Below are 22351 nucleotides of genomic sequence, written 5' to 3'. Positions count from 1 at the left end.
CCCAAAGGGGGTCCATTCCGCCCTCGAAAGGAGCACCCCAACTTCACGGAAAGGGAACTTTGACTCCCCAAAAGGATTAAAGTGTCTGCATTTTAATTGTTAGTCATGAAGCGAGTTCTCAGAATCCCTAGATTCAACAAGGAGGGAAAGCCCAAGACGCTGGAGTTACTGGTGGACTCCCCGGTGATGAACGATAAGGGATTTCCGCAGGAGGGTAAACTGCTTCTAGTCATAGATGACGGAAAGAACAGGGTAGGATTTCAGTTGAGTACCGCTGAGGCAGCACTCCTTTATCAAAGGTTAAGTTACGTTCTAAACGAGTCAGCGAAGGAGTACATTCAGATTGAGGAAAAAAGCAAGAGGAACTATCAATCTACAAAAAAGGGTAGGGACGTGGAAGAAGAGCAAAGCGAAGAGGTCCCACCAGAATACTTTGATGAAATGCCACCAGACGATCTTCAGTGACCTTGATCGCCTCGTGATAGGGAGGATCTCCAGACAACGTTCCTGACAGGGGCGTGAAACTTCTCTGTATCTTCAGATAGTACCCTGTGGCGTTAACCGAGTTATTCTGGCCGGCCTCTGCTAGAAAGTTCTCCTTGAACGCCGTTACCCCGGGTTCCTCGTAGGTGAAGGTAAGACTCTTCTGCGTCAGGGCGTTGTTAGACGTGAGCTTCACTAGAACCGCGCCCCTGTAACTGTTTATCACCTCGATTATACCCGAGAAACCACCCTGCGCTGTCAGGTTTTCTTGGAGGGATTGCCTTGTGGTGTAACCATTCAGGTTGAAGAAGTAGGAGTAGTAAGCCCCTAACTCCACGGATCCATTCTGAGCATATGAGAGGTTGAAGGGAATTTTATTGGGAGAGGATATTGGTGTGGCAAAGGCTGAGATCTGCATCGTTACAGGATAGTTTCCCGCCAAATACATGGATGAGGTGTAAAACCCGGACTCGTTCGCTACTTCCTTGAACGTCTCATCCAGGTAGGCGAATTGATAGATATTATTGAAGGTTTGGGAGGCATAGAACTTTCCGCTCTGCGATACTGTTGCTATCTCATCTCCATGAAGGAATGTCAGAATTGAGGAATAAGTCAATGTGTAGCTTCCGCCCTCCTGATAATGAACCCCTGAGAAACCGCCCGCAAATATGGGTGAGGAATCCAAGAACCTGGAATAGGCCTGTACCATCTTTCCAGAGATCATTGGGTTGCTCTGATTTACCCAGAGGGCCAGGAACCCGGAGAGGTCCCAGTCGAAAGAGGGACTTCCCGTGAGCTCCTTGGCAGTTGCCAAGTTTGTGATCGACACTGTGATGTTGGCTTTGGTTCCCATTGCCAGCAAGGGAGTGAGGTCAATCTGATATGGGGTATGGAAGGCCAGGGTGTTAATGCTTGGCAGTGGCTTCCACCAGAACAGATCTATCCCTCCAGTGTATATTGTCTCATAGGGAGGTATCACTGATGTCAGCAGGCCGTTATAATACATCAGTATATCCCTGGTAGCCGGCTCATTGATGTACCAGAACTCGTCAAGACCTCCTCCCTCCTCGTAAAGGAACGCTGTCATCCTGTACGTACCGTTTGGTATGGTCACGGGAGAGGTGTAACTATCCTGGTTGGGATTAAGGATCACATAGGAGTAGTTGTAATTGAACGTCCCGTTGACGAAGAGCGGTATGAACTCGTTGGGGAGGTTCCCCGGAGCCTTTCCAGGGTAGAGGGCCAGAGTTATGTTGACCACGTAGAGACCGGTTATGTTGACCTTTGCGTCGTATAAGTTAACCAGCACTGGCTCGAAGGTCACGTTTCCGTGCAGGAGGTTCTCAAACATGGTCAGATCCACGGAGGCACTGGAGTTCTGAATCTCCTGTGTGGATCCCCAGAACACCGGTATCCCATCCACAAAGATGTAGAATGGGCGGTCAAACTGTGTACCATTGACCTCCTTCACGCTCACATTCATTAGGATGAAACTGTAGGATCCGTTGGGGATGTGAACGCTGAGGTAGTAGGGTTTGAAAGCGGTGTCGTTAAAAACTAGGTTCTTCGCCACGGTGACCAGGACAGGGGTCTCGTTCGGCGGAAGATATCCGACTGCCTCGAAAGAATAGTACTTGGGATCCAGACCCTGCATGGAGGTTACGTTGTAGAGGGTTACGCTGTGGAGTTGCGGAGATGACTGGGCAATCACACCTATCCCTGGGAGAAGTCCCAGGATCAGAATGGTTAAGAGGAACCAAGACTTCATTTTCTCACCCTCAGGATAAGGATAAATAATATGACTACCACAACAGCAAGGGCTATTATGCCCACCTCGAGGTATGTTATCTGCTGATGAAGTACAGCCTCAGGGTAAAGATTGTCCACGTTAAAGGAGACGTTGTACTCCAGCCCATTCTTCAGAACCGCCACGAAGTGATATGTTCCGGAAGGTAAAGAGGAGGCGTGGAATGGGATGTGAAGTGTCACCGATCCGTTGCTTGCGGTATAGGTAAAGTTCTGGGCCTCTCCGTTCAAGTATACCGATACTGGCTTCAGGAAGGGCGAGATGGTCACATTGATCACCTGGAAGGAAGAGGTAACGTTGCTGGTGACCTCCAGGACTCTGGGGGGAGGAGTGAGAGAGAGGTGCGGTGACAGTATTGTGGTGCCCTGTAGTACCACGTTACCACCACTCACGTTAAAGGCATAGGTTGAGTTTACCAAGGATGAGATAAGGCTGACGTTGGAGTTACTCAGCGTTAAGGCCACACCGGAACCACGAATTGTGGAGCCAACAACAGTCAGGGTGGAGTTCAGGGCATTTATATGCCCTACTTGAGATGACGAGACCGTAACGTTGGAGTCGATAGCCGTCAAGTTGTTTACAGTAGAGCCCACAAGGTTCAGTGAAACACCCTTCACTGTGAGGTCAGGCGAGTATACCTGATACAGGGTATATCCATTTCCGTCGTGTACCGCGTAGGGCAGGGAGGAGTTTTCGCCAATGGTGAGAGGACCCATGTAGGTCTGATCTGCAACGTATAGATTCTCGCTGGAAAAGCCGGGATAGCCCAGGGCTGTGGTACCCTGAACCACTCCAATCCATGGGCCTGAAATTACTCCGGGCTGACTTCCCCTGAATTGTGCATTGCCAGAGAAGTAGGGGACAGTGAAGTTACCCACCCACATCCCAAGGGTGGCATTATACTGGAGGGGTACCTCGTAATTCACCTCATTCAGGAGAGATTCGAACGTTGTGCCAGCGGGCATCAGGGTCAGGGTGAACATCCCCTGTGTGACAGGGCTTCCGTTCTGGTATGTTATTTTCACCTTTATTGGCACATTCTCTCCCTGATAGAGATAGGTTGGCATCAGGATGGTGGTCTTGATCGAGGGACTTACATAGAACCACGTGGTGAAGTTTCCGTACTCTAGGCCCACGGACGTATTGACAACGGAATGATATACAACCCTGTAAATTCCCGGGGTGAAATTATACGGAACGGTGAAGTTGGCCTCCTTCAGACCAAACAGCAGGAAAATACCGTACTGCACCGTGTCTGGGGCCGAAACCATGGGGACCTGTGCCACCAGCTTGTCTCCTTGATACACATAAGCTGTGACATTAGAGGTGAATAGGCCTAATCCGAAACTGCTTATGGTCTCCGCGAAGAAGGTTACATTCTCTCCAGGAGCAACTCCTGGCAATCCCGTTATGATAGAAGGATAGACAGTGCCGTAAACTGCGTCGCCGAACGTTAGGTATGTGTACGTTGTTCCTCCTGTGGTGTTTATGACCAGAAGATAAGTTCCCTGTGGCATATTGGGAAGCAGGGAAAACTGGCCGTTATAGATACCAGGCATCTGCGACTGTAACAGGGTAAAGTTCAGCAGAGTTTTCCCATTCTTCACCAGATATCCGGTAACGGACATGTTGGAAAGCGGTGTTCCATTTGGTGCTGTCACCTGCACTTGAACTGGAACAGGTTCATTGGGAGGTATGGGGAGTGAATAGGGGAAGGGAACTGGCTGGGATATTACCACAGAGTCCCCCACATCTATGTCCACCTGAGCCACGCCCTCAACACCGCCGGAGGATCCCCTAACCACTATGGACCAGATGTTGGGTGGTCCTCCACTCACCGTGAACATTCCATTCCAATACGTTCCGTTAAACTGCAGAGGTACTTTCATGAGGAGGCCATTGACCGTGTAGATATATGCCGTGAAATTGCCAGAACCGACTATGTCCCCGCTCTGATTTGTGATATACGACACGATCTTCACCGTGGAGTTATATGGATACCACGGATAGCTCTGGTTTCCCGAGAAGGTTGAGACTGAAATCTTGAGTTGGGGCTGCTTTAGATACTGCTTCACGGCGTTCAGCAGCCCAGGATAGTTGGGCGTTCCCAGGCCCGTAACCATGTTATAGCCTGGCTTCGCAGAGTAAACGCCATTGAAGCCAACCGTCACCTGATGGAAAGCCTGTGTATACAGGGTGGAATTTGAGTAAATCCAGTAGAGCATGGGATTGAGAAGTCCCAACGACTGATTTAACTGGGAGTCAAGGTCGGCAGTCACACCTGCCCATATGGGGGAGGCAAGGCTTGTACCTCCGATCACCTCCTCCACCCCCTCAGCGTAGATGACAATACCCGTATACGGGTTGGCATCTGCACTTACGTCTGGAACTTCCCTGGTTGAGGCATTGAGATATTGAATCTGATACCAGGGTGCAGGGAACAGTGAACTAACACCTCCTCCCGACGCGACGCTAGTAATCCCAGGTTCAAAGTATTGGGGAAGAACTCCCCATGCAGTCTCATATCCATAACTTACGTTGGCGTTCTTGTTCTCGATGGAACCAGATGTGGCATTCACGTAAAGGGAAGTGCCTCCCACGGCAGTAACAAAGGGAGAGGAGGCAGGAAAATTGACACCACCGTAACTTGTTAAGGTCCCACCAAAAGCACCATTATCCCCAGAGGATGCGAAGAACGAAATACCCTCAGCGGTCCCCAGGGCAAAATAATAGTCTAGATACGGGTAATTGGGCGTACTGCCCTGGAAGTAGGCGTAAAAGCCTGAGGCACCAATCAAGTTCTCGGGGAGGCCCCAGCTCATGGACACCACCTGAGCTAAGTCCTGCGATACCACAAGGTCAACCGCTTCAAATAGTGCTGATCCAGGGTTAGATGCTACCACGTCCATGACGTGGGCATAGGGAGCCATGGAGTGAACAGTTTCCACGTCCAGGGCTGTCTCTATATCCCATCCGGTGAAGATTCCATAGATGGGGTGATATGGTCCCACCGGTAAGATGGTGAGATTTATGGGAGGAAGGTTGTTCTGCGCGTCAAAGGCCTTAACGTCCTGCGTAAGCTCTGGATCTCCGTAGGCGTCAATTATGGCCACTGTAACGTTCTTCCCTCCAGGTATCACGTTGTAAGCCTGTGAGATTTCTCTCCCTGTGTAGTAAGTTGCTGAGAACTGGAATCCATAATATCCCGGAGAAGGAGAGGACAATCTTAGCTGTCCATTACTGAGGTTTCCCAGAACCACCAGATCAGGCTTAATCAAACTGTAATTTGAGAGGCCCATAATCAGGGAATTGCTTAGAGGGCTGGGAATTATAGGTGTAGTTTCTGGTCTATAGTATAGTAAAGTCCCGCTCTTGTACAGGGAGAGGGAAGTGTGGAAAACTTCCTCCACGGTAGAGGCATTGGAAACTGCCATCACAGAGAAGGGACTGCTATACACCACTGTAAAACCGTGGCTTTTCAGGTAACTTATCACCTCTCTCTCCTTCTGCACATTTCCAAACATGGATATGAGCTCTGACCTGTTCAGGGGATGTATCTGATGGTTCCCTATCTCCTGGACCAGTAAGTATAGGTAGTTCATGTTCTTAGGAGGTATGAAAACCGACACGCATACCTGGGAACTGGGAGGCAATATCTCCTGGAATGTTCCCTGATACTGTGGACCATAGTAGGTTGCGTAAGAGCTAACCTGCAGTGGAATAATGGGTGAAAGAGCAACGACCAGGGCCAATAATAAACCGAGTTTCATGCATTTAATGCATCGGGAACAATATATTAACTTTTTGAAAATATCAAATCAATTCTTGATTTAGACCTAAAAAGGATCAAAAATAGGTAACTTTGGAGAAGTTATAGTTGGCCTAAAAGGTTTTGAAGATATGAGAGAAGCAGGGACTGGCTGGCTACATGAGCATAATTGGTTTCCATAACTAGATACTGACCTGATACCGACTCCAGCACCAGTGTGTTATTGTTAATAGGGTATGGATTGGCGATGAAGTACGGAGCACCATTAAAGTTTCCTTGAGTTATCACGGAATTCATTCCCGTGTATTCCTTCATGTTTTCATAGAAGGAGAGAGTCATGTTATACTGAGCTTGAGCTTGCGATGGCGTGTTGAACTGAGTCACTTGAACCGCAAGTATTGAGGAGCTGTTAGCGTAAATGGCCAGATATCCAGCACTTACGTTGAGCTTCCATTGATGGAACAGTTGCTGATACTTTGACTGCGCATTACTCATGTTAAGGTTTGAGAACTTCATGCCGTGGAAATTGCTCATGAATCCGTTTCCTAGACCTGTGGAAAGATTAAGGGAGTTTAAAGCGGTGTAGTTGATGTATGACCAGTAGGTCAACTTCATTTCGTTCACGCTACCAAAAATGGAGGGTGGTTGCACCACTGCTGATTGAGAATTTACGGCATCCTGATACTGGTTCATAAATAGGTTAAGTGAGGCCTGAGAAGGATCACTTACACCTGTCACCATAACTCCAACTAGGTATTCTCCGTTGTAGCCAAGCGCTATACCATACTTTGAAATGTTACCATACACATATTCCAAGTTACCACTCTTATTTACGTTGAAATTGTAACCTGCAACTAAGATCAATGCAAGTTTTCTAAAGTCCTGTGTAACATTGGACGAAGTGACCTTGGATACGAAAGTTATAGCCGTGGAAGTGCTGTTATGAACTAGAACCTCCGCGAAGGTGGTTCCAACCATTTGTGAGAAATTGCCCAGATACTGTGAGGTTATAGTGTTCATTGGAGCCAGTCCGGATAAGTTACTTAACTCCATCCATGCTCCAACCGTGTAACCCGACACTCCAGTTGACACTTGAGCCTGAACTGGAGAGAGAAGAACAGTACTGCTGGGCGCTGAGGCAAGATTAACTTTAGCCTGCTGAACAGTGTTATGTGGAACAGATAACTGCATGAACCCAATCACTACGACGGCTATCACCAAAATGGCTATTACTCCTATAACTAGAGACTTGTTCATAATAGTGATCCCATCCGAGATGTTTAAAAACATTGTCAAAATAGCTTAGAATCTGCATCCTTGACAAAAGCCAGATATCATCTCGACTTGGCCTCAAATATTCACTCGATGGTTCTCTGGAAATCACTGATACCGTGGGTCTTTTTCAATGCCTTTACCACATCTTAGAGCTCAGAAAGATTTATATCTGTAATCCGATATCGGTATTTAGATACACAATGTTTCACCACGGATTTGGTCATAGGGGAGGTAGGAGAGGGTTAAGGTTCGTAATACTCTTCTCGTTGAATGAGTCGCCCAAGAACGGAATTGAGATAATGAAGGAAATAGAGGAAATGACCAAGGGTTGGTGGAGACCCTCGCCCGGCTCCCTTTATCCTATGCTGGCAAAAATGTCTCAGGAGGGATTCATAAGGAGGAGAGAAGATGGAAAATATGAATTAACCGAAATAGGCAAAGATGAAATAGAGATAATACGGCAGAGGATGGCCGTGATGTCCAGCTTTAAGGAGAGCATGAGACGTGAGCCCTCATCCCCCGAGGAGATAATTGAGGAGATAGAATTTTACGTGGACTACCTAGAGGATCTAAAGAGGAACGATCCAGGGAAACTAAGCATGATTTCAGATAGAATTAAAAGACTCAGTGAGAGATTAATGAAGGTGGTTTCATGAAGGTCGCTGTACCTGTAACTAATGGCATGATAGATGGACCTGGAGAGGGACTCACGGTGAGGATATACGAAGTTGATGAAAAGATAAGGCTGATCGAGGAGTACGAGAATCCAGCACTCAAGGCTACCGCTGCTAGGGGAATATATATGCTTAGATCAGCTCTGGATAAGGGAGTGACGGCCTTTGTGGTGGCTGAGATAGGGCCTCCAGGTGTCAGATTCCTGGAAGGAAAGGCAAAAATATACATAGCGGAGGGCAGGGTTGAAGACGCACTTGATAAACTAATCAAAGGAGAACTAATGGAAACCCATGAACCCACACATGGAGAGCATCACGGTCACGGAGGACATCACATACATCACTAAGACTACTAGGTTACCTTCTCATCCTCCGACTTTCTCGCTTTGATTTTCCCATACTCGTTTGACTTCTCATGATGATTGGCCTGTCCATTATGTTGTCCATTGCTTTCCTCATGATCCTCCTCGTCCTTACTCGCTTCGCTCATCTCTATAATTTCGGCTGCCAAGAAACCCAGGATTATGGTTCCCATAAAGAAGTAAACGATTATCGGTGAGGAGGTTTTGATGGATTGGAACAGCTCATAGGATGAAAACAATATACCCCCTAGGGAGAGCACAAGCCAGTTAACTCTCTTGTTAACCTTAGTGATAGAAATTCTGAATAACGAGAAATCTGACGCCAAATGAACGAAAATGTTGGCCAGCAATGAAACCAGACCTGCTATTGTGAACGCTAAAAATGCGTTAAAGCCTGTAAGCAGGATTCCGCCTAGAACTATTGCCACAAAAGTGGCCACTGTGACCAGGACAGCGTTAATTGGTCCTCTTCCCGATTCTAGCTTTCCAAGGAGCTCTGGTAAGAATCCTCCTCTAGACATTGCGAAAATGGTTCTGGATGTGGCCATCATGTAAGTTAGGGTGGCCAATATCCCATCGTTGGCAGCAGCAAAAAGAACAAAAACGAGAGTTATCAATCCAAATCTATCTTCAATGAGTTGAACCAAATTTAGCTGATTTGCTACTAGATGGAAATAAATGACGTGATCTGTTATTCCGTATACATCAAAGGCCGCAAGGAGACCGCCCAAAAGGATAACTGTCACTATTGCCCTTGGAACGCTCTTCTCAGGGTTCTTGACCTCACCAGACAGAGGAGTGATGGAGCCGTAGCCGGTTGGTATGGAGGACCCAAACAGGATTGCTAGGGCTAGTGTGCTAAGGTTAAGATTCGACGGAATTGGATTATAGAGATAGAAATGGGTAGAGGCCATAAACAATACTGCCAGAGCTGCCATCATACTAATTTCAATAAGGCTCGCAACTATAGCATATTTTGCTGTGGGTTTTATTCCTAGAATGGCAAAAACACTGGAAATTGTCAGAATGACCGAAGCAATAACCACGGAGGGTACGGGAATTATAGTGGACAATATGTAGGAAGCTCCCAGCACATATGCAGCACCATACATCGAGGAGTAGAGAAGATATAACCAGCCTGTTTCGAATCCCAGCCTCTTGGTCAATGTGTAGTATGCGTAGGTATAATATCCTCCAGTTTTGGTAAATTTTCTAGATAAAACATAAACTGAAAGACCGTTAACCAGGACTAGGATTGTCCCCAGGATAATGGCCAGGGACGCCCCGGTACCCACAAGCAGAAATGCGTACAAACCGTAGGTTAACACGCTGAGAAATGGAGATTGACCTCCCAAGGAGAGAAATATAAGGTCTAGGATTCCTATGACCCTTTTAGGTTCCTCATTTAGCTGTTCCTGAGATCCCTTTGACATTCAGGGAAAATGTTATTACCATAGAGATTTTAAAATCTTCTTGTAACAGGCAAATAAAAATAGCTTAACGTGATAATTGAGAAATTATTTCATTATATCATGAAGATTCCATAAAAGGAATTCGTTATTAAGATGTTCTGATAGCCAAGCTTCTGGAAGGACCATGATTTCCGCAATATAATAAAGGGTGGAATGGATTTTGTCCATTAATGAAAATTATTGGTGTTGAGGAACTTCCTATGGATGTCAGGGTCAGGGACGTGCTGAAGAGGAGAGGAATAGTAACCCTAAATCCCGTGCAATGCGAGGCTGTTGAAAAGGGTTTGTTACAAGGTAAGAGACTACTCCTGACTTCACCCACCGGTTCAGGGAAAACACTCATAGCTGAGCTTGGAATGATCTCCCATCTTCTCAACGGGGGAAGAAGAGCCATCTACGTTACTCCCCTGAGGGCGCTAACATCTGAGAAGTATAACACGTTCAAGGACTGGGAGGCGCTGGGTTACAGGGTAGGAATGACCTCAGGGGATTACGATACTGATGACGCCTTTCTCAGTAAATATGATATTGTGGTCACAACGTACGAAAAGCTGGACTCCCTCTGGAGACACAATCCCTCGTGGTTAAAGGAGTCCGACTATTTCGTTCTTGATGAGTTTCACTACCTGAATGACGGAAAGAGGGGCCCAGTGGTGGAAAGCGTGGCAGTGAGGGCAAAGAAAAGGAACCTTCTGGGGTTAAGCGCCACAGTGAGCAACGCTGACGCCATCGCGGAGTGGCTCAACGCCATCCCTGTGAAGACCAACTGGAGACCAGTCCCACTGAGGGAAGGCGTACTTGTGAATGACAGAAAGATAATGGTTTCCTATTCAGATGGGACCATCATCCAGCTGAAGGGAAATGACGGAATTCTCGCCTACACCAAGAGGGTTGTAGAGGATGGTGGTCAGGTCCTTGTATTCAGAAACTCAAGGAAGATGGCAGAAACCACCGCAAGGAAGATAGCCGAGTTGAATCTTCCGCTCAAAAGAAAGGAGATAGAAGAACTGATCTCCAGATTGAGGGAAGTTGAAGATGCGGGTTCAGACGAAAAGACAACTCTAGCGGAGCTATTGAGCAAGGGAGTGGCGTTCCATCATGCCGGTCTATCAAAGGGACTGAGGGATTTGATTGAAGAGGGGTTTAGGAAAAGGGTGATCAAGGTGATTACGGCAACTCCAACGCTGGCTGCAGGTGTTAACTTACCGGCCAGAGCTGTGGTAGTGGGAGACATTTACAGGTTCAACAGAAAGATCCTGGGCTTTCAGGAGGAGATCTCGGTTATGGAGTACAAACAGATGAGCGGAAGAGCTGGAAGGCCTGGTTACGACAGTGAGGGCGAGGCGGTGATAGTGGTGAGAAACAGAAAGGATTCAGAGAGGATAGCGAAAAAGTACATCCTATCTCCACCAGAACCCCTGGAGTCCAAGCTAGGTAACGAATCTGCGTTCTATTCCTTTTTGCTGGGCTTGGCGTCGGAAGAGGGAACAACAGAAGATCAGGTTAGAAACATGGCGCAGGAGACCTTTCTGGACAAGGAGCTTGTGAAGTCCTACCTTGAAGCTGGACTCAACTGGTTGAGGGAAAACGGATTCTTCACCGAAGGAGTGAAGTTGACCAAGTTCGGGAGAAGGGTTGCGGACCTTTACATCAACCCCTTCACTGCAAAGCTGATCAAGGACATCCTATCCATGAGCGAGGCAGAAAGCTGTGATATTCCCTACATTCATATGCTAGCCCTGACACCAGACGGACCCATAGCCAACGTGAGCAAGCCTGAGGAGGATGATCTCCTTGAATGGTCGCCATGCCCTACATTCACTGAGGTGCCAGATGACGAGGACGAAGAGTTCCAGTATTTCTCCGCCCTTAAGATTGCTCTAATTGTTCATGATTGGATTGAGGAAGTTGAAGAGGACGCCATTCTATCAAAGTATGGGATAGGTTCTGGAGATCTAAGATCCATAGTGGAGACCATGGAATGGCTCACTTACTCGGGTTATCAGGTGAGTAAGGCCTTGGGGTGGGAATCCCACGCTGATATCATGTTCCTGCTCAACAGGAGGGTATCGGACGGCGTGAAGGAAGATCTGCTGGATCTGGTGAGAGTGCCGGGAATTGGAAGGAAGAGGGGAAGACTACTGTACCAGAACGGTCTCACGAAACCGGAGGATCTGGTAATGAATCCTGAAAAGGTTAAGGCAATTCTCGGTGAGAAGATAGGTGAGAAAGTTGTCAAGGACGCTGCAAGAGTTATTGGAGGAGTTCTTTAGGGCAAAGGACGGGGAAGAACTTGCGTTCCAGGGAGATAGGGATACCTTGAAAAAACTGGAATTGGTGTTAAGAGCTTTAGCCCAAGATACCAGATATGATGGAAATAGATTACTGGTGAAGAAAAGAAGGCCTTAGAGGGGAATATTTCCATGCTTCTTTGGATACCTGAACTCCCTCTTGTTCTTCAACATCTTGAGTGCTGAAGCTATCACCTTTCTGGTGTCCTTCGGCTCTATGACGTCATCAATCAATCCCTTCTCTGCTGCCCAGTAGGGGTTGGCGAATAACTTCTTGTACTCCGCTATCCTCTCCTTGATCAGATCGTCAGGGGACTTACTGTTCTGTATCTCCCTTCTGTACAGGATTCTTACAGCACCCTCAGGCCCGGTGACTGCGATCTCAGCGGAGGGCCACGCATATATGAGGTCGGCACCAAGGCTCTTGATGCTCATGGCTATGTGAGCCCCTCCATAGGACCTTCTAACTACCACGGTGACCTTAGGAACAGTAGCCTCAGCGAACGCGTACAACATCTTTGCACCGTGCCTAATTATTCCCTTGTACTCCTGATCTGTCCCTGGCATGTAACCGGGTGTGTCAACCAGGCTTATTAGAGGGATATTGAAGGCGTCACAGAACCTTATGAATCGGGCTGCCTTATCTGAGGCATCTATGTCTATTGCCGCTCCAAGATGAGCTGAATTGTTGGCAACTATTCCAACCACATTCCCGGCCACCCTCCCGAATCCAACTACCATGTTCTGGGCCCAGTGTTTCTGAACTTCCATGAACTCACCGTTATCCACGGTTCTGTATATCACTTCCCTGATGTCAAAGGGCTTAACCGTGTCCGTGGGAACCACGCTCTCCACATCTTTCATCTCCCTATCTGCCGGGTCCCCAGTATCCATGAAGGGAGGTTCCTCCATGTTATTGGAGGGCAAGTAGGAAAGCAGCCTCTTTGTTATGTTAATGGAATCCTGTTCATTCTCGGCAATGAAATGGACAACTCCTGATTTAGTGGCGTGGATCACGGCCCCACCAAGGTCCTGGAAGGAAACATCCTCTCCCAGCACCACCTTTGTTATCTCCGGACCTGTTACGAACATGTAGTACGCATCGCCCTTGATCATGATGATAAAGTCGGTGAGAGCAGGGGAATACACAGCGCCACCGGCAGCTGGACCGGCCATGATGGTTATCTGTGGTATCACGCCAGATGCCATGACATTGGCCTTAAAGACTGTACCGTAACCCTCCAGGGCAACGGCTCCTTCCTGAATCCTAGCTCCTCCTGAATCGTTTATCCCGACCACTGGCGCTCCAACCTTTAACGCAAGCTCGTACACCTTCGCTATCTTGGATGCATGGGTCTCTCCAAGGGTTCCACCAATTGACGTGAAGTCCTGGGCAAACGCAAACACTGTCCTGCCTTCGACCTGGCCCCAACCCGTGACTACTCCATCTCCATAAACCTTGTTTTTATCTAGTCCGAATTCCGTAGCCTTGGTTGTGGCAAAGGTCATGACCTCATTGAAGGTTCCCTCGTCAAATAACAGGTTCAATCTCTCCCTGGCAGTCAGCTTACCCTTGGCATGTTGAGCCTGTATTCTTTCCTCCCCTCCGCCCATATAGGCCTTGGCCTTCAGGTTTCTTAACTCTTCAACTAACTTTGACATGTCCGGTTTTTCGAAAGTTGCAGTCATGTGTAATCGAAACCTATTGCAAACTCTCTCTTAAAATTTTTATCATTTAAACTTTAGGAAAATTATACATGCTGATATTTTATAATTATAACTTTCTTAGTCATTCCCTCAGAGTTCGCGTATGGGCCCTCACAGATCGGATCCCGGATTCCTCATCACTGGTGAGTAGTAGATGATGGCCAACGTTAAAAGTGTAAGCTGGACTTGAGATGAGGACTATGCAGCATATATACCCTCTTCCGCAACGTACTTCTGCCTGGCCAAGTCCATGAGCTTTCTGGTGAAGAAAAGGGAATAGATCACCACCACTATCGCAAACAGAATTGAAAGCCATCCCACCAGCGCGAGGTTCCCCTGACTATCTGCAAGTGCGAGCTCTTTCATTAAACCTTGATGAACCTGAAGTGTTCTCCCGTCATATATGTCTGGCCAGTACTCTCCTATCGCCAGACCTCCCCAGGCGCTGTTCACGGTGCTGGTCAGGCCAGCAACGATGTATGGCATTGCCGAGGGAATTACCACCCTTCTCAGCCTCTGCCAGAACGTGAGGTTCAGATTATCCATGACTTCCCAGTACTCCTTGGGCATGTTCTTGATACCCATCCAGTAACTGTAGAACACGTAGTAGAAAGTGGAAATAAAGCCCAACAATAGAACATAAAATTCGTTGGTGAAACCTCCCAGAAAAGACCTCAGAACGGGGTATGTCGCCCCATACAGGAGGGGGAAGTATGCAGGGGCGGGAAAAGATGCCAGAGTCTGTATAACTGGTATAATTACCCTCTCTGTTCTCTCGTGAATGGAAAGCCAGTATCCAACAAAGATAGCTATTATCAAGGATATTACCGCTATTATTCCCACCCTGAGGTAATCTATTCCTATTAATACCAAGTCGTAAGGAGTTGAGGAGACCAGTGAGTTCCACGTCTCAGGGGGTACAGACTTGACCACGGTAAAGACGGAGTAGGAAATTCCTATCAAGAAAAGAACCGCAATAATCTTACCCAGATTTCCCCAATGGCGCACTCTCTCCTCATCCTCGTCAATATCTGCAGGAATAGGTTTACTCCTAGTCACGTATCTGGCCAACTTGGCCACGGGAGCTATGGCATTACTTATCTTGGCGGAGTATCTGACCCTGAACCTTCCCCTTCTCACGGCCATGTTGGAGGATTCTGTATCAAGACCGTATCTCTGAACCGAGAATGAAGCGAACTCCCTTAACGCCACGGTTATGAAAACTACCACCACTGCTAGAATTCCCAGAGCGTAGAGAGCCTGGTTGTAAAGTCCCGAAGTGGTCAACCTGGAGATAAGGGATCCGATCCCAAAAACTGCATAGTTACTGTTTCCAACACTGAAGACCTCACTTACCGTGATGTAGAACATTGCATCCGCGAAGCTGGGAATCAGATTGGCGGCAATTCTGGGTATGGAAAAAGGAATGTAGAGCTTGGACATCTTTCCCAGGAAACCCAGTCTCATGTTTTCAGCAACCTCATTCAGGTTCTCTGGAACTGTCTTGAAGGCCTGGTAAATCCCCATCCATATGTTCCACACAACTGCAGTGAACACAAGAAATATCACTGCCAGCTCAGTGCCCAGGAATCCTCCTATGTCTGTAACAAAGAAAATCAACACTACAGGGAAGAAGGAAATAACGGGGACGGATTCCAGGACCTCTGAGACCGAGATGTACACGTTCTCAAAGGCCCTGTTTCTCAAGGCCAAGTAGCCCAGAAGCCATCCCGTTACAATGGAGAGGATGATGGTGATGAAAACTCTTCCCACTGTGACACCAACAGCCAGCAACGCCAGGAGGGGAAAAATCAACTCTCTTTCACCCGTTTCTTGACCGGGGTCAGAAGCTTATACAACGTGTCCAGATACTCCTGAAATCTAGGATCCTTAGGATTTCTGGGCCTCTCTAAATCTATGATTACCTCACCAGCTATGGTGGCGGGACTTCCGTTTAGAACATAAACCTTGTCAGATAACTCCACAACCTCGTTCATGTTGTGAGAAACCATTACCGCTGTCTTGAGCGAGGTATCATCGTTGAAAATGGTGGAGTAAATTTCCTGCCTGAGACCTTCAGCGGTGAGCTCATCCAAGTGAGCGAAGGGCTCGTCCATGAGCAGAACGTAAGGATCTGCCGCCAAGGCTCTGGCTATAGCCACCCTCTGCCTCATTCCCCCGCTCATCTGTTTAGGATAAAAGTCCTCAAAGCCCTGAAGTCCCACAAGCTCAAGCATCTTTCTGGCTATCTTTTCCTCCTCCTCCTTGGGAAGCTTCCTATACTTAAGGCCGAGTTTAACGTTCTCCAGGGCAGTTAACCAGGGAAAGGTGGCAATCGACTGGTGAATGAGAGCTATTCGCGGGGTGGGATGGAGAACCTTTTTCCCCATTAATCTGACCTCTCCCTCGGAGGGCTTGATAAATCCTCCCAGAATCCTGAGCAGAGTGGATTTCCCAACTCCTGAGGGCCCCACTATGGCAGTGAGTTGATTCTCCTCAGTCCTGAGAGTGACGTTCTCGAATACCCTGTAGTTATTGGGATACTGATATGCCAAATTGACTCCCTCTAGGATTGTTCCATCTGACCATCCCCACTCAACGTTAAATTCAATTCTTAAAAGCTTATTCTATCATAAAGTAATATTTTGTGCTCGAGGATTTAACTTATCCCGTAAATACCTGTTCCAGATCCCTTATCACGTATCTCTCTCCCCTCTTTCTTAGCAGATGTAATTTCACCATCTCCCTTAGAACATCCCCTCCAAATCTGGAGGAGACTTCCTTGAGGCTAAATTCCTTTTGACGGTACTCCTGAATTGCCCTCCTAACGTCAAAGGTCAAGGGATCGTTGGAGTAAACCTCCCTGCACATCAACTCTATCTGGACGTTGGACCTCCTGAGCTCATCCCTGAGTTCCCTGTAGCCCACCTTCATGCAGAGCTCGCGCAGATCCTTTATTCCCAGGGACAGAACGTGCACCACGGCGTCCCTGGTTAACCCTGACTTGGCAAGTTTCACGCCATCCGGAGGAACACCGTATTTCAGGCTGTCATGAATTTCTAGAGCCTTACGAAACCTGTCATCTCCCAGCGCCCTCAAAACGCGGAACATGGCGAAGGAGATCCACTTGGCGTTTGAAATGACCTCCCCCAGATCCTTGGAGGTCAGCTTTTCGCATACACCATCCAGACTGTTCCCGCTCATCCATCTGGTGAGCAGTTCCTTCCCTTCCTTACAACCCCTGAGGGACTGGGCAACCGCCGATGAACTCGCAATGACGGTCAGCAGGTCTGCTCCCTTGTCCTCTATGGGGAAACCCGAGAGGGCCTTAACGTCAATATAACTCACGGCCACGGCTCTTCCCAGAGGGGTCACCGTCACCCCTTGATCAGTGGTAACAAGTTTCATTTCCCTGAGCCTTAACACAGAGGACTCGATTACACTATTCTCGATCCCTCTGAAATTGAACGTTGAGTTTAATGACCTTCCAAGATCGTCTATATCCACCCCGTCATTCCACGAAACGAAGGCCAGAGAGAGTGTGTCAAGATCCGGTTTGATTACCTCTGCCTTTGTTCTTCCACGATAATATTTCTCCTCCAGTTGAACTGCAAATTTCTCGGAATTGGCAATGATTATGGCCATTCCCTCCTTGTCATACCTGGGCCTTCCTGCCCTTCCTGCCATCTGCTTGAACTCTGCAGGAGAGACGTCTTTCCATCCCTTGAATTCTCCCCTCTCGTCAACATCTGGCAACTTAAGTTCGTAAAAGACGACAGCATAAACTGGCAGGTTTACTCCCTGACCCAGGGCAGTGGTGGACACCACGACGTTGAGGTTTCCCTCCATCAACATATCCAGCACCTTCCTTCTCTCGTCGTGGGATAGCCCGCTATGGTAGTGATTAGCCTTGAAATCCCTTTTCTGAAGCTCCAGAGCGAGAGTCTCAGCAGACCTCCTGCTCTTCACGAAAACCAGGGCGTTCTTGCCCATGGAGACAATCCTTTGGAGAACCAGAACCAGTAGCTCAAACCTGGGACGTGTTAGCCTGGACGGCTTCAGGTTCTCCTCCCATTCTCCACACCTGAGAACGTAGGGAAAGGCAACGCATTCATGAAGGGGAACGGTCCTCTTGTCGTGGGAAATGAGCCTAGCGTCGAGCCACCTCACGTATCTCTCAGGTTCACTAAGGGTGGCACTCAGGGCTATCAGGGGAACCTTCCTGGATTTTGCCCAGAGCACTAGGTTTTCCAGCGCTAACCCCCTATCGCTTTCCACGTTATGGACCTCATCTATTATGATCTTCGAGACGTTATTGAGCCAGGAGTAGTTGTGACGTATGGCGCTGTCAAACTTCTCATAGGTGGTGAGGAGAACGTCTCCGCTTATCTTCCTGAGATCCTCTTCATAAACGTCAGAATCCACCATCACTGCCCTGGTTTTATCCTTGATGGAGAGATATACTTCCCTGGATAGAGCCTTCAAAGGAGAAACGTACACGGAAATCCCTTTACTCTCAACTAGAACTCTCTTAGCAATGTGAGTCTTCCCGCTACCGGTAGGTGCAGAAATCAAGTAGTTCCTATCCCTGTCATTGTTATATTCCTTGAAGAACCTCTCGGCTAATGGAAAGTCCATTCAGAGAGAGTGGAACTAGACTAAAAATAACATTTTCTACAGGATACTCTACAAGAAAGACCATTATCAGGTCCTCCTGGCGTAGTCCCAGCACTTCACCTCTGCGTCCTCCATCTGAACCATGGGTGGCTTTTGCAGTCTACACAGCCTCTGTAGATCCCTCTTTCTCCTCATAACCTCACAGTAATCATGAAACCTGCATCCGCTCATGCTTCCCTCTCCAACTTCGACCACGCTAACCTTCTCTCCCTTCCTACCAAGGCGAATCACGGAATTTGCCAACACCATGGAGTAGGGATGAAGCAGACGAGTACCCCGCTCAACCACTTCGTCCTCATACATCACGGTAACAGAGCTACAAGGTGAAATAAGGTCAACAGAGCTAACGAACAGCAACGCGTCCAGCCCCCTTGATCTAATGATTTTGACTAGGAGTTTCTCTACCTTGAGCCTCCCCTGTTCCTCCACCTCCTGGAAAATATCCTCAACAATGACGAAACGCGTTTTCTCCATGAAGAGAGGAGAGAGGTAAACCTTGACCAGGTTTAGATCGCTCAGGTCATCCAGAGAGTCGTCGGGAATTCCCAGAAGGAACATTATTTCCTGAACCCTCTTACTGCTCTTTAGCCAAGCCGAAAGTAGGTCCTTTGCCTTTATTCTACCCCTCTCGAGGTGACGTGGAATAAGGTAGGTGGACCTTATACCATCCTTCCTCGACATGTACTCTCCGGTGGATGGATCGATATACTGAACTTCCAGATCTCCCCTTTTCAGGGATTGGGAAAGCCTAGCCTTGTACTCATCCCACTCTCCAAGAATGCAGGTAATGTCCTTTATCAAGGGTATTGGACCATTCTTTAGCTGTATCATTGTACCACCACTACTCGTAAAGGAATAGGGTTATATCCCGCAGGCATAGGCAATACACCTGACCCTATGGTTACCCATTGAAACCCAGTTCACGTTCTGAAAGCACTTGGGAGTGGAGTGTTTGCAGATCCCTGAATAGGGGCAACCCTTTCCTTCTACCTTCTCCTCCTCAATTTCCCCGTTAATTAGATCTATGGTGTAGGGATGTAAGGGTGACTGCAGGACCTCAGGACCCTCCTCCTCCACTTCCCCACGATACAGCACCATCACGTGATCCGCAAGCCTGGAGAGAATTCCTGGATTGTTTTCCAAGAACATGAAGGAGCTTCTGACGGAACCCATCAGATCTATGATTGAATTCATCAGAGTGGCCCGTCCAATATCTCCCAGTCCGAATTCGAGATCGTCAAATATCACGTAATCCGGTTCCAGAAACACTGCGAGAGCTATGGCGACCTTTTTCAGCTGTAAAGGAGTGAGTTGATAGGGCAACTTTTCCATTACGTCAGAGTTGAGTCCCATGAGCTTCAGATACTCCAGTCCAACTTCAACTCCATACTCGCTGTTTCCAATCTCATGGGAAACCACAATCTCGGCAAAGTGGGATCCAACCGTGTACAGAGGATTGAACATGGTACCGGGATCATAAAACACTGCTGATATCCTCTCCCATCTGACCTTATGAAGAAGGTCCCTCGATTTCAGCAGATCAATGCCATCAAGGAGGATGGAACCGGAGACGTTATCTAAGAGACCTAATGTTGCAGGAATGATGGCCTCCTTTCCGCTGTCCTTCTCTCCCAGAATTCCCACAGACTTCTTATCCAGCTTGGCACTGAAGCATTTCAGCCCTTTCACTGTAACGCAGTCATACTCCAGCATTTATCTCACCATTGAATCTGAAACCAGGAAGATGAGAATCAGGAGAATTGCCCTGAAACCTGCTGGGGGAAGAAACAGCCACCAGAAGTCAAAGAGACGCGAGCTATTCAAGAGTGTTGTCAGTGTAGGAAAGTTGGGATCCCCAACTCCAGCTATCACTCCCAGTGCGGTATACACGGCTATCCCATCAACCACTGAAGGCAGGAAAAAGCGTTTTGACAGGGCCTTGCCTATTCCCCAGGAACTTCTCAGCCTCTGGTAAATGGAGATTTCCGGGATCTTGAAAAGTGGATTTCCCTTACACACCGCTTCCGAGACCTGTCTCGATATCACAGACCATCCCGTTAGCCCCACAACCAGGGCAGTCAGGAAGAAATTCGCCTTTACAAAGGTCACCTCCGGTGTGGCAAAAAGTATGATGATGGCCATGAGAATGGGCACCCTCGGAAGTGAGGTTATGCCGTCGGATACCCTCATCATCAGAGACCTGAGGCTACCACATGAGCTACCGGCCAGGACCCCGTATGAAACCCCCAGACCAACCTCTATGAGCGCTACCATAATACCAAAGAGGAGTGTATCCACCACAGCTCTAGCATTAACGTTAATCATGTTACCACCATTCACGTAGGTGCCCAGCGGGTACTGGTGAGATGGAGGAAGAAGCGGGGAACCGCTAGGTAGCTGAATGAAGGTGAAAACTAAGGCCCATCCAAAGTAAATGAGGAACCCCAGCAAGGCCCATCTCATCTTCTCACCCTGGGATCAACATATCCATAAAAGATATCTCCCACAAGTCCAGAGAGCAAAACGATGGTGGAATAGAAAATGAGGACCCCCTCGACCACCTTAAAGTCACCGTAAACTGCACCCACCCTGAGAAGGAATCCTAGACCTGGCCAGTAAAATATGGACTCAACAAGAAATTCAGCCACCAGCATGTCCACGAAGGCTGCAGAAATCGTGGATAACGCAACTACGGAGGCACTTCCCAGCATATGCCTATAAACCAATATTGTCTTTGAGAGTCCCTTGGCCTTCAAAGGATCATTTACACCATAGGGCAAAACCAACCTGTTCGCGTAGGTTCCGATGAAGGGGAAAAAGAGGGCTATAACGGGGAAAACTATGTTAACACCGTTCTCCACCCTCAGGTGGAACGCATAGATAAGCGAGAGGGCAATGATCCAGGAAGCCAAGGCGTTACCTATGTACTTCCACCTCCTCACAACCTTGGCCACCAAACCCTCTTGGGCAATGCTTCTAACCGCCATGAATGAGCCCAAGTAAATGGATAGGGAGAAAGATATCCCCGATAGAATGCTTGTGTAAGGAAGTGCAGACACAAGAAGGGAATCCACACTTAGACCGTAATGTCTGCTTAAACCGAAATTGAAAGTTAGAAGCTCAAGGATTACCTTGAACAGGTTCTCTCCATGAAGGATCTCCAGGATAGCGGTTATAATGGATATGATGAGGATTGAGATCAGGAATGATAAAAATCTCTTAATAACATAAGCGGAGAGGGATCCTGCACCCCTAGAATTGGCTAAATCTCCGATGGCCCTCTCCTGGACAAGCAGGACGGTTCCCCTAAATCCCATGGCTGAACCCACGAATACCAAGAGTATACCAGGCAAGGACAAGGGAGCTAATTCCTCTACATATCCGTGAATCACGTACACATAAAATGATGAGGAGTTTAGTGATATGTTCTCTACCTGCTTCAGCACAATTGTTTTACTTCCGTTCAGTATCACCGTCGCGGTGGGAGGCCCTTTACTCATCACAGCCCAGTACTGATCCTGCCAGTTACTTGGTGGTAGCGCACAATTGCCCTCGCCGTAGGAAACCAGCGAGACGCGCTGACTTTGTGTCGCCAGAAAGGAAAGATATATTCCAGCCACGATGAGTATTAACGAGATTATTACCAGTGACCTTGCTCTCATTTTGAAGCGGTTGGTTAGTTGACCTAAAAACCTTTCTCTTTATTTAAAGTTTTCTTAGAAAATTAACAACTTTTCCATTCTATACAGCTTTATCTGTCTCATATGGCGCTGTCAGGGGGCTCCATAGTGTCGTCATATTGGCATTTTTTAAGGTTCAAGGAGTTCAATACAA

The 22351-nt window shown here is 47.8% G+C and carries 17 protein-coding genes; 5 read left to right on the top strand and 12 right to left on the bottom strand.

What is annotated here, in order from left to right:
• Positions 1 to 105 precede the first annotated feature (105 nt).
• Positions 106 to 465: a hypothetical protein gene (locus tag L3N51_RS02900; RefSeq protein ID WP_238025350.1), complete on the top strand. Its 360-nt coding sequence runs from the start codon at positions 106 to 108 to the stop codon at positions 463 to 465.
• On the opposite strand, the gene L3N51_RS02895 is transcribed toward L3N51_RS02900, so the two are convergent.
• From L3N51_RS02895 to L3N51_RS02885, 3 genes are all read right to left on the bottom strand, one after another.
• The gene (locus L3N51_RS02895) at positions 374 to 2251 is read right to left on the bottom strand and encodes a peptide-N4-asparagine amidase (RefSeq protein WP_238025349.1); all 1878 of its coding nucleotides are present in this window, start codon (positions 2249 to 2251) and stop codon (positions 374 to 376) included. The two genes, L3N51_RS02900 and L3N51_RS02895, sit on opposite strands and share 92 nt — an antisense overlap.
• Positions 2248 to 6060 carry a S53 family peptidase gene (locus L3N51_RS02890; RefSeq protein WP_238025348.1) on the bottom strand — a complete coding sequence of 1271 codons (3813 nt, stop codon included), beginning with the start codon at positions 6058 to 6060 and terminating at the stop codon, positions 2248 to 2250. The genes L3N51_RS02895 and L3N51_RS02890 overlap by 4 nt, the downstream gene beginning before the upstream one ends.
• A gap of 101 nt (positions 6061 to 6161) precedes the next feature.
• The gene (locus tag L3N51_RS02885) at positions 6162 to 7316 is read right to left on the bottom strand and encodes a hypothetical protein (protein ID WP_238025347.1); all 1155 of its coding nucleotides are present in this window, start codon (positions 7314 to 7316) and stop codon (positions 6162 to 6164) included.
• A gap of 218 nt (positions 7317 to 7534) precedes the next feature.
• Here L3N51_RS02885 and L3N51_RS02880 point away from each other — a divergent pair, with 218 nt between their 5' ends.
• Both L3N51_RS02880 and L3N51_RS02875 read left to right on the top strand, forming a co-directional pair.
• Positions 7535 to 7990, top strand: coding sequence for a PadR family transcriptional regulator (locus L3N51_RS02880; protein ID WP_238025346.1), 456 nt, complete (start codon positions 7535 to 7537; stop codon positions 7988 to 7990).
• Positions 7987 to 8355, top strand: a complete 369-nt coding sequence (locus L3N51_RS02875) for a NifB/NifX family molybdenum-iron cluster-binding protein (protein WP_238025345.1) — start codon at positions 7987 to 7989, stop codon at positions 8353 to 8355. The genes L3N51_RS02880 and L3N51_RS02875 overlap by 4 nt, the downstream gene beginning before the upstream one ends.
• Before the next feature lie 5 nt (positions 8356 to 8360).
• Here L3N51_RS02875 and L3N51_RS02870 read toward each other — a convergent pair whose 3' ends face one another.
• Positions 8361 to 9803 carry an APC family permease gene (locus L3N51_RS02870; RefSeq protein WP_238025344.1) on the bottom strand — a complete coding sequence of 481 codons (1443 nt, stop codon included), beginning with the start codon at positions 9801 to 9803 and terminating at the stop codon, positions 8361 to 8363.
• A gap of 209 nt (positions 9804 to 10012) precedes the next feature.
• Between L3N51_RS02870 and hel308 the strand changes: the two genes are divergently transcribed.
• Positions 10013 to 12115, top strand: a complete 2103-nt coding sequence (gene hel308, locus L3N51_RS02865) for an ATP-dependent DNA helicase Hel308 (RefSeq protein ID WP_238025343.1) — start codon at positions 10013 to 10015, stop codon at positions 12113 to 12115.
• Positions 12075 to 12251 carry a hypothetical protein gene (locus L3N51_RS02860; RefSeq protein WP_238025342.1) on the top strand — a complete coding sequence of 59 codons (177 nt, stop codon included), beginning with the start codon at positions 12075 to 12077 and terminating at the stop codon, positions 12249 to 12251. The genes hel308 and L3N51_RS02860 overlap by 41 nt, the downstream gene beginning before the upstream one ends.
• On the opposite strand, the gene L3N51_RS02855 is transcribed toward L3N51_RS02860, so the two are convergent.
• The 8 genes from L3N51_RS02855 to L3N51_RS02820 form a co-directional block, all read right to left on the bottom strand.
• Positions 12248 to 13822 carry an acyl-CoA carboxylase subunit beta gene (locus L3N51_RS02855; RefSeq protein WP_238025341.1) on the bottom strand — a complete coding sequence of 525 codons (1575 nt, stop codon included), beginning with the start codon at positions 13820 to 13822 and terminating at the stop codon, positions 12248 to 12250. The genes L3N51_RS02860 and L3N51_RS02855 overlap by 4 nt on opposite strands.
• Before the next feature lie 216 nt (positions 13823 to 14038).
• A complete protein-coding gene (locus L3N51_RS02850; protein ID WP_238025340.1) occupies positions 14039 to 15655 on the bottom strand; it encodes an ABC transporter permease in 1617 nt (538 codons plus the stop codon).
• Positions 15652 to 16395 (bottom strand): ABC transporter ATP-binding protein, encoded by a 744-nt coding sequence (locus tag L3N51_RS02845; protein WP_238025339.1) that lies wholly within the window; start codon positions 16393 to 16395, stop codon positions 15652 to 15654. The genes L3N51_RS02850 and L3N51_RS02845 overlap by 4 nt, the downstream gene beginning before the upstream one ends.
• Positions 16396 to 16504: 109 nt before the next feature.
• Entirely contained in the window at positions 16505 to 18478 is a 1974-nt protein-coding gene (locus tag L3N51_RS02840) for a DEAD/DEAH box helicase (RefSeq protein WP_238025338.1), read from the bottom strand.
• Positions 18479 to 18544: 66 nt separating this feature from the next.
• Complete coding sequence (locus L3N51_RS02835) at positions 18545 to 19348, bottom strand: hypothetical protein (RefSeq protein ID WP_238025337.1); 804 nt, start codon at positions 19346 to 19348, stop codon at positions 18545 to 18547.
• A gap of 30 nt (positions 19349 to 19378) precedes the next feature.
• On the bottom strand, positions 19379 to 20230 hold the full coding sequence (locus L3N51_RS02830; protein WP_238025336.1) for an ATP-binding cassette domain-containing protein: 852 nt from the start codon (positions 20228 to 20230) through the stop codon (positions 19379 to 19381).
• Complete coding sequence (locus tag L3N51_RS02825; RefSeq protein ID WP_238025335.1) at positions 20231 to 20980, bottom strand: peptide ABC transporter permease; 750 nt, start codon at positions 20978 to 20980, stop codon at positions 20231 to 20233. It abuts the gene before it with no gap.
• Positions 20977 to 22179 carry an ABC transporter permease gene (locus L3N51_RS02820; protein WP_238025334.1) on the bottom strand — a complete coding sequence of 401 codons (1203 nt, stop codon included), beginning with the start codon at positions 22177 to 22179 and terminating at the stop codon, positions 20977 to 20979. Before L3N51_RS02820 ends, L3N51_RS02825 begins: the two co-directional genes overlap by 4 nt.
• Positions 22180 to 22351: the final 172 nt, after the last annotated feature.

The sequence above is a fragment of the Metallosphaera javensis (ex Hofmann et al. 2022) genome (genome assembly GCF_022064045.1).
Classification (GTDB): Archaea; Thermoproteota; Thermoprotei_A; order Sulfolobales; family Sulfolobaceae; genus Metallosphaera; species Metallosphaera javensis.
Note: the sequence above shows the minus strand (reverse complement) of the source record. Positions and strands in the feature narration are given on the sequence as shown.